This is a genomic window from Clostridiisalibacter paucivorans DSM 22131 (genome assembly GCF_000620125.1).
Lineage (GTDB): Bacteria > Bacillota > Clostridia > Tissierellales > Clostridiisalibacteraceae > Clostridiisalibacter > Clostridiisalibacter paucivorans.
In genome coordinates, this window is record NZ_JHVL01000073.1 from 1 (window position 1) to 8917 (window position 8917).

Below are 8917 nucleotides of genomic sequence, written 5' to 3' on the forward strand. Positions count from 1 at the left end.
TATTAGTTAGTGGTTAGTAGTTGATGGTAGAAATCCTATGGATTTCATCATTAAACTACTAACTTTTTTTGTTAAATATATGACTATAGTATCATATAAAACTTGATAAATTTGATATAAAATATACTATGGTTAATTTTGCTAAATATTGTATTATAGATTAATATAATATGGGCTTGTTAACAAAGACATAAGATAATTGCTGTTTATATACAGCGAGACAAAATTATAATACAAAGGAGAATAGTTATGAAAAAGAAGATTTTAGCAATTGTATTGGCATCTTTGATGCTGTGTATATCATTAAGTGGATGCGGGGATTATATTGAGAGTTTTGGAAGTTCATCCCAAGAGGACGACACTGAGAAATATAATGCATATATTGATTTCAGTAATTATATAACTCAATGGTTTGATAATGCTTTGTTTGATTATTTTGAAGAATTTGGGATAGAAGAAGATATCATAGTTAGAGAAAATTTTAGTGATTTTAATACATATCCTATTTTAAAGGTACATGAGGAACAAGTTGAGAAAACATTGGAATATGCATCTAAAGAGCCATCATATGGAGAAACTGATGAAGCTATAAAGGCATTATGCCCAAAACTTAAAGACTTTATGGATACAATAAAAGAAATGGAAGAATATTATCAGTCAAAATCCTTTATAGATGATGACTTCAAGAGAGGAAATGAGTTACATAAGGAGATATTAACACAATACGAAGAATACATGGAGTTATCCGAAAAATTCAATGCAGAATTCAGTGAAATAACAGAAGAAAAGAAACAAGAAGATTTGGAACAGCTAAAAGAAGATGATTACATGATAAGATATTATGCCATGAGGGTTATAATAAAAGCTCAGGATATACAGACTTCATTCTATGATGCAGGGGTTTATGGTGAAAATATTTTAGATTTTGATGTAGATGTATATAGGGAGAAATATGATTCATTGACAGAAGATGTTAGTAAATTTATGGAGTATTTAGACGATGAAGAAAGATTTAAAAGAGAAGGTTTCGAGAATAATGCATTTATATCCAGATTTAAAGAAGATGCAATTTCAGTAAAGGCAGCTGCCACAGATATTATGCAAATTTTAGAAACAAAAAATCTAGATTTAGAATCCGATACAAAGGGTCTAGTAACTACAGGAGAAACAATTCCGCCTACAGAATATTATGATGAAAAGGTTTCTCAATTAATTGATTCATATAATAATATGATAAATTAGATATATAGGTAGGTAGATCTATGTTTAAAAAGAATTTTATAATTATAATGTTTATATTAATATGTATTTTTTCAACATCTTGTGGTTATGTAGACAATTTATCTGAAGATATAGATAATCTTAAAGAAGGTTTTAGTGAAAAAGATGAAATAGAGGGAACAGAAGATGAAAAATACGAATCTTATATTGTATTAAACAATTTTATTACTGCAGAGTTAAAGGAATCCTTAGATTATTATTTTGGATGGTTTGGGTTTAGTGAAAATATGAAATTAGATGAAAAGTCTAATCTTTTCAAAGGAGTTTTTATGAATTTTGACAAAGAAGAGATAGAGCTTTCTTTAAAATGTTATTCGAAAAAACCATTTTTAAATGGAGTTGATGATAATGTAAAGAATTTGCATGCCAAGCTGGAAAAAATAATAGACCTATTGGATCAGGTAGATACATACTTTAAATTGAAGGCGTATGTGGATGATGACTTTGCTAAGGGTAAGGAATTGCATAGAGAGATATATCTACAGTATAATGAGTTCAAACCATTGGCTGAGGAATTTGTTAATAATTTCAATGAAGCATTGCATGAAAAGAGGATTAAAGATCTAAAATATTTTAAAGAACAAGATTTCATGATAAGGTATTATGCTTTAAGTTGTATAATAAAAGCTGAAGAATTAAAAGATACATTTTACAAAAGAGGAATCAATAGTGGTAATATGGATGACTTAGACATGGAAGAATTTAACGAGAGATATGGTTCTCTAGTTAAAGATATAAGCAAATTTTTAGAGTACTCTGAGGATGAAGATAGAATAAAGAGAGAGGGACTAGAAGACAATAGCATCGATTTAGATGTTTTAAGAAGTCGTATAATAGATATGAAGGCTGCTACTACAGATATATTAGTAAGGGCCAAGCAAGAAAAAGATATAGATAATGAACAAAAAACATATAAAATTCATGAATCAAGTAATCGTGGAACTCTCAAATATTATGATGAAAAAATTAGGGAGGTAGTTAAATACTATGTTTTGATAAAATAGTATGGATAAAGCCATAGAAGATTTAGTGTTATTTCTATGGCTTTATCTTTTATATTAATCAAAGTAGATAGTATTTACTAAATTTCCAGTAATAGCCCTTTTAAATTCATTATTAGTTTTTATTAGCCAAGATCCATTTTTTTTAACAAGTTTTATATTTATAGTCTTTGTAACCATGGGTATATTGTCACTATTTATTTTTTCAAGCAGTTTATCTCCAATAATCATATCCATATCAGCCATTTTTTCTAGGGTATCTTCCCTACTCTGAATTGAATCTGTAGACATATTATCAGAAGAAATTTCTTCTATTAATTGGCCTATTATTTTTGACAAATTTGGAGCAGTTATTTCTGTATTAATAATTGCAAAATCTTTTTTGACATCAGAATTGATTATTTTGTATTCAATTTTACTAAAGGTCTTTAAAAAGGCTTGACTAGACTTACTATCCTTATCTTCTATGAAATTTTTCTTTATCTGTTCAATTTCGGTAGATGTTTTGTTTTCTACATATTCCATACTCTTTATGATATCACCATTTTTATAAGAGTCTAGAAATGCCTCTACACTATTCTCAGGAGTATTGGATTTGTTTTTTTGTGAACATGCACCCATAGTAAATACTAAAACTAAAATTATTGTTAAAAGCAATAACTTTTTCATAATAAATCCTCCCCATTGAATACTTATATTTCAAATTAAGCATGTTAATTATTTTTCTTAGCAATACTCTTTACTCTAGAATTTTCACTAAAAATAAAGAGCATTATCGATGGAACAATAGCCATATGGTCAATTCTACCTATGTATATAAGATCTGTTATAATATGAATTATAATTGATAGTATAGACATTATAGATACCACTCTAAATATTTTAGGAGATAAATCAATTATATTTTTATTATTCATTCCACTTATCCTCCTTTAATTTCCTATCCGACATTTGATGTAAAACTTTTTTTCTATTAATACTAATTGCAATCTTTTTATTTAATGAAAAGAATAAAAAGAATAAAACAAAAGCAAATAAGCAAGAGAATACAATATTGTATATTAAAAAGTTAAGTCTAGTATTATTTGAGTTCTTTACAAAATAAACTGCTGAAAAGATAAACGAAATTGAAAAAGATTCAATATAACTTCTGATTTTCAGAAGTTTATCACTATACTTTATATCCATTTTTCTTGCAATTAATGCATCAACAATTATTAGTATGCATATAGAAATCCATAGTGAAATCATAAAGATAATATCAATATTGGACAGATGCTTCAATGAAATAGAGGTTATGATTGCTAAAAGTAATATATTTGTTAGTCCTTTTATAAAGGATAACTTTAAATAATTCCATAGCATAATTTAATCCACCTTTTTTCAATTATATTAAATTCAAGAATATATCTACTTATAATGTTCTTTTACTAAACAAAATTGTAAATTATATTGATTATAACATAATAATGTAATTTATAATAATTACATTTTCAGTAGTCTATCTAATGTATATTGGATTACCTTTGACTTACTAATATAAGTAAAAAAACCTCCAATTACACCATATACTGATTATATACGACATTGTATTTGAATACTTAATGTAGTATAATTAACTCATATAAAAACAAGTCTTAAAAGCTATAGTACTTCTAAAAAGTTTGGAGGAAAATAGCGATGAAAACTTTTATTGTAGCACCTAAAATTGTACATGAGAAGGGTGCAATACAGTGTTTAAAAGATATAGATTTAGGGAAAACACTAATAGTTACCGATGAATTTATGGTTAAATTCAATATAGTTAAAAAAATAACAGACATCTTAGATAAAAAATCGACAGAGTATGAAGTTTTTTCTGAAGTAGAACCTAATCCCACAGTAGATTTGGTGATCAATGGATTGCAGCTTATGTTAAACTTTAATCCTGATACTATTGTAGCAGTAGGGGGAGGTTCTGCCATAGATACGGCTAAAGGAATGGTGCTATTTTTTAACAATGTAATGAAGAAAAAAAATATTAGCACTATAAAAGATCCATATTTTATAGCAGTTCCCACAACCAGTGGGACAGGCTCTGAGGTTACATCCTATTCAGTTTTTACAAATGATAATGGCTTAAAAATGGCCTTTAATGAAGATATAATGTTTCCGAATTTAGCAATATTGGACCCTGACTTTACCAGCACAGTACCACCTAAAGTTACAGCAGATACAGGGATAGATACATTGACCCATGCATTGGAGGCCTTTGTTTCTAATATGTCCTGTGATTATACTGATATGTTGGCTGAAGGTGCGATAAAATCGGTTTTTAATTATTTGTTGTCAGCCTATAGAGATGGCGCTGATATATTGGCTAGAGAAAAACTCCATAATGCATCATGTATGGCAGGTATAGCATTCACAAATGCAGCATTGGGAATCAACCACAGTATGGCACATGCACTGGGAGGAAAATTCAAGATATCCCATGGAAGGGCTAATGGTGTATTGTTGCCCTATGTAATAGAATATAATTCAGGCATCAATAATTCTGATGGAGAATTAGAAGAATATTGTGCTAAAAAATATGCATATATAGCCAAGACATTGGGGTTGCCTTGTTCTAGTACAAGGGAAGGGGTTATGTCTTTAATTCAAGGGGTAAAAATATTGAATAAAAAATTAGATATTCCATTAAGTATAAAGGAATTAGGAATTGAAGAAAAAGATTTCAATAGACTTATAAGTGAAATGTCTGAGTTGGCAATGAAAGATATTTGTACCCAAGGTAATCCAAGAATCGTTGACAAAAATAGTATAGAAGATATATTTATTAATGCTTATGGTAATTGATATTAAAGGGGAGTATACTCTCCTTTAATTGTATATATTGCCTACAATTTATAATGGGGGAATACTATATGGCGAAATTGTTTCACCTTTCTGAAGTTATAGATATTGATGTATTACAAAATATTCAAAATCACTTTGCCAATGCTACTGGTTTGGCAGTAGTGGCAGTAGATTATACGGGGGTGCCCGTAACTGAATATAGTAATTTTTCTAATTTTTGTAAATTAATAAGAGAGGACCCCACATGTAAAGGAAGGTGTTTTTACTCTGATGCCCATGGAGGATTAGAGGCAGCAAGATATGGAAAACCCCATATATATGTATGTCATGCAGGATTAGTGGATTTTGCGATCCCCATAGTAGTAAAAGGTCAATATCTAGGTTCCATAATGGCTGGCCAGATAAAGGTGAAAGATAAAATAGATATAGAAGATAAGAGGCTAAAGGATACTACGGATAGATGGAGAAAAAATCCTAAGATTTTATCGGCATATGAAGAAGTTCCATTGATTCCTTATGAGAATGTTAATGCAGCAGCCAATATGATGTATATTGTTGCTAATCATATAGTGGAAAAGGGATTAGCTAGTATCTATCAGGATGAATTGAATAAAAAGAATATGGAATTACTCAAACAAACTAAAATCAGATCTGAATTGGAAAAGGCATTAAAAAATGCTGAACTTAAAGCCTTACAATCCCAATTGAATCCCCATTTTTTATTCAATGTATTAAATACCATAGGCAGATTAGCATTGGTAGAAGGTGCAGTAAAAACAGAGGAAACAGTATATTCTTTTTCTGAGATGCTGAGATATACCCTTAAAAAGTCTACAAAGATGGTTACTTTAGAAGATGCCATTAATTATATTGAAAAATACCTTAGCATACAGCAGGTTAGGTTTCCCGATAGATTGAAGTATAGTATAGATATACCTGATCATGTATTGGATATAAAGATGCCTTTTATGACATTGCAGCCTTTTGTAGAAAACGCTGTCAATCATGGCATAGAGCCTAAAAAAGAAGGAGGATCTGTTAATATCAAGGGACAGATTGTTGGAGAAGATTTAGTTATTGAAATCGAAGACAATGGAGTAGGCATGTCTGAAAATGAGATTAAAATGATTTTGGGTCAAGAAACAGAACATGATATTAGAACTAATTCCACAGGTATCGGCATAAAAAATGTAAATAATATGTTAATAAACTGTTTTGGAGATGAATATGGGATAGATATAGTGAGTAAGAAAGATAAGGGAACTACTGTTAAAATTAAAATACCACGAATAAATAATTCAAGGAGAGTTTTAAATGTGTAAAGTATTATTGGTGGATGATGAACATTTAGAAAGAGAAGCTTTAAATATGATTCTAGATAGAAATGTTGATTATGTGGACATAATAGGACAGGCTAGTTCTGGAGAAGAGGCAGTAGAATTAACTGAAAGATTGGATCCTGATATTATATTTATGGATATAAAAATGCCTGGTATGGACGGGTTAGAAGCAGCAAGGATAATAAAAGAGAAATATCCTGACAAAAAGATTATTATATTGACAGCATACGATGACTTTAGTTTGGCCCAGAAGGCTATAAGGATAGATGTGGACGATTATGTACTAAAGCCTATAAGAGGTAAAAAAATAATTGAATTATTGCAAAAATACTATATAGATATTGAAAATCAGTCAAATGTTGACAAAAAAAATACTGTATATATGGATGATATTTATAGTAAAGAACTTTTTAAAGCTATAAAATATATACAGAATAATTTTCAAGGGAGCATGACATTGAATGATGTTGCAAATCATGTTAATTTAAGTACATCATATTTAAGTAAATTATTTAAGAAAGAATTGGGAATGAATTTTACAGTTTTCTTGACAGATTGTAGGATGGAAAGGGCAAAACAGCTGTTGGAAGATACAGATGACCCCATAATAAATATTTCAATGGAACTGGGATATAATGAGTCCAATTACTTTAGTAAGGTATTTAGAAAAAAATATGGAGAAACTCCTTCAAAATATAGGGACAGAAAGAAGGAAGAAAGAATAAAAAAGCTTGAAAGTAATCCCCTGAGGCGAGGAACAGTTAAAATGAATGGAAAATGGTGTATATAGAAATAACAGTTAATGATAAAAAAGTATCCAAAGAGGACAAAAAAGTATCATGCAATATTGCATGATACTTTTTTGTCCTCTTTATTTTACTCAAATATAGTATTTTTTTATCTTATCAACATAAAAGAGTACAACGACATATAACGACTAAAATATTATCATTAAATATAAGGACTAGCTTTTAAGACTTGTTTAATTCAATGTTGAAGGAGGTTAAATCATGGGCAATGAAGCCTTAGGAATGATTGAGACAAAGGGATTAGTAGGTTCAATTGAAGCGGCAGATGCTATGGTTAAAGCTGCAAATGTAAAGCTTATAGGTTATGAAAAAATAGGTTCTGGATTAGTAACTGTAATGGTTAGAGGAGATGTAGGTGCTGTTAAGGCAGCAACAGATGCTGGGGCTGCATCGGCAGAGAGGGTTGGAGAACTAGTTTCGGTACATGTAATACCAAGACCCCATAAAGATGTGGAAAACATTTTACCTAGATAATAGATAATAATGTGGAGGTGCAAAAATGCAAGAAGAATTAATGGGAAAAATAATGGAAGAAGTAATGAAGAAATTAGATACAAATGATAACGGTACAAAGGTGGAAGCGGAATCAAAACCATCTCAAAAATATTGTGGTTTGACTGAATTTGTGGGAACGGCTATAGGAGATACTATAGGTCTAGTAATAGCAAATGTGGACTATAATTTACATGAATTTATGAAATTAGACAAGAAATTCAGGTCTATAGGTATAGTAGGTGGTCGTACTGGAGCAGGACCACAAATAATGGCAGCAGATGAGGCTGTAAAAGCTACAAATACAGAGATAATTACTATAGAGCTACCTAGAGATACAAAGGGTGGAGCAGGACATGGTTCATTAATTATATTTGGTGCTGAAGATGTATCTGATGCCAGAAGGGCAGTAGAGGTGACATTAAAGGAATTAGATAGAACATTTGGAGATGTCTATGGAAATGAAGCTGGACATCTAGAATTCCAATATACAGCTAGGGCAAGTTACGCTTGTGAAAAGGCATTTGGAGCACCTGTTGGAAAGTCTTTTGGATTAATAGTGGGAGCGCCAGCAGCTATAGGAGTATTGATTGCTGATGTTGCAGTTAAAGCTGCAAATGTAGATATAATTGCATACTCTTCCCCAGCTGAAGGTACTAGTTTCTCCAATGAGGTGATATTGGCAGTAAGTGGGGACTCAGGAGCAGTTAGACAATCTGTTATTGCAGCAAGAGAAGTAGGGCTGAAACTATTGGCTACTTTAGGAGAAGAGCCTAAGACAGATACTACACCATATATTTAATAAGCAAAAAGCAACCTGGTAATATGTCAAGGAGAATTTTTAAAAGAAAATAAAAGAAGTGATTAAAAAAGGGTAACTTTAATAGAACCTAGGTTTTTCAGCAAAAAAACAGGTTTGATTTAAGAGCATATTTTATTGAATCTCCCCAACTTTATCATTGGAGTAGATTTGATTCTTAGTCAGCAAGCTAAAAATCAGGCGTACTAATTTACGAGATGTTAACGCGAGTGCTCTTCTATGTTGATGGGTTTTAACTTCACTAAATTTTTTGTAGTAATACTCTTTGTACTCTGGAACAAGATTTTTTACACTGTTTGCTGATTCAATTAAGTAATATCTAAGATATTTGTTACC

General features: G+C 30.4%; 10 protein-coding genes and 1 pseudogene. 7 read left to right on the plus strand and 4 right to left on the minus strand.

The features are described from left to right. Positions 1 to 249: 249 nt before the first annotated feature. Both Q326_RS0114310 and Q326_RS0114315 read left to right on the plus strand, forming a co-directional pair. The gene (locus tag Q326_RS0114310; protein ID WP_026895993.1) at positions 250 to 1242 is read left to right on the plus strand and encodes a YiiG family protein; all 993 of its coding nucleotides are present in this window, start codon (positions 250 to 252) and stop codon (positions 1240 to 1242) included. A 20-nt stretch (positions 1243 to 1262) separates the two neighbouring features. Further along, positions 1263 to 2285, plus strand: a complete 1023-nt coding sequence (locus Q326_RS0114315; RefSeq protein WP_026895994.1) for a DUF3829 domain-containing protein — start codon at positions 1263 to 1265, stop codon at positions 2283 to 2285. A 54-nt stretch (positions 2286 to 2339) separates the two neighbouring features. Here Q326_RS0114315 and Q326_RS0114320 read toward each other — a convergent pair whose 3' ends face one another. From Q326_RS0114320 to Q326_RS0114330, 3 genes are read right to left on the minus strand one after another with little or no spacing between them, the layout of a single operon-like run. Then, positions 2340 to 2951, minus strand: a complete 612-nt coding sequence (locus tag Q326_RS0114320; RefSeq protein ID WP_026895995.1) for a hypothetical protein — start codon at positions 2949 to 2951, stop codon at positions 2340 to 2342. 44 nt (positions 2952 to 2995) lie between these two features. Further along, entirely contained in the window at positions 2996 to 3199 is a 204-nt protein-coding gene (locus Q326_RS0114325; RefSeq protein WP_026895996.1) for a hypothetical protein, read from the minus strand. Continuing rightward, positions 3192 to 3647, minus strand: coding sequence for a hypothetical protein (locus Q326_RS0114330; RefSeq protein ID WP_026895997.1), 456 nt, complete (start codon positions 3645 to 3647; stop codon positions 3192 to 3194). The genes Q326_RS0114325 and Q326_RS0114330 overlap by 8 nt, the downstream gene beginning before the upstream one ends. A gap of 315 nt (positions 3648 to 3962) precedes the next feature. Here Q326_RS0114330 and Q326_RS0114335 point away from each other — a divergent pair, with 315 nt between their 5' ends. From Q326_RS0114335 to pduB, 5 genes are all read left to right on the plus strand, one after another. After that, positions 3963 to 5120 carry a 1-propanol dehydrogenase PduQ gene (locus tag Q326_RS0114335; RefSeq protein ID WP_026895998.1) on the plus strand — a complete coding sequence of 386 codons (1158 nt, stop codon included), beginning with the start codon at positions 3963 to 3965 and terminating at the stop codon, positions 5118 to 5120. Positions 5121 to 5188: 68 nt separating this feature from the next. Further along, positions 5189 to 6442 (plus strand): sensor histidine kinase, encoded by a 1254-nt coding sequence (locus Q326_RS0114340; protein WP_026895999.1) that lies wholly within the window; start codon positions 5189 to 5191, stop codon positions 6440 to 6442. After that, positions 6435 to 7250 carry a response regulator transcription factor gene (locus Q326_RS17525; protein ID WP_051531525.1) on the plus strand — a complete coding sequence of 272 codons (816 nt, stop codon included), beginning with the start codon at positions 6435 to 6437 and terminating at the stop codon, positions 7248 to 7250. Before Q326_RS0114340 ends, Q326_RS17525 begins: the two co-directional genes overlap by 8 nt. Before the next feature lie 220 nt (positions 7251 to 7470). Next, entirely contained in the window at positions 7471 to 7743 is a 273-nt protein-coding gene (gene eutM, locus Q326_RS0114350; RefSeq protein ID WP_026896000.1) for an ethanolamine utilization microcompartment protein EutM, read from the plus strand. A gap of 25 nt (positions 7744 to 7768) precedes the next feature. Beyond that, positions 7769 to 8563, plus strand: a complete 795-nt coding sequence (gene pduB, locus Q326_RS0114355) for a propanediol utilization microcompartment protein PduB (RefSeq protein ID WP_026896001.1) — start codon at positions 7769 to 7771, stop codon at positions 8561 to 8563. 132 nt (positions 8564 to 8695) lie between these two features. On the opposite strand, the pseudogene Q326_RS18810 reads toward pduB, so the two are convergent. Beyond that, positions 8696 to 8917: pseudogene (locus tag Q326_RS18810) on the minus strand (IS110 family transposase); the annotation flags it as partial.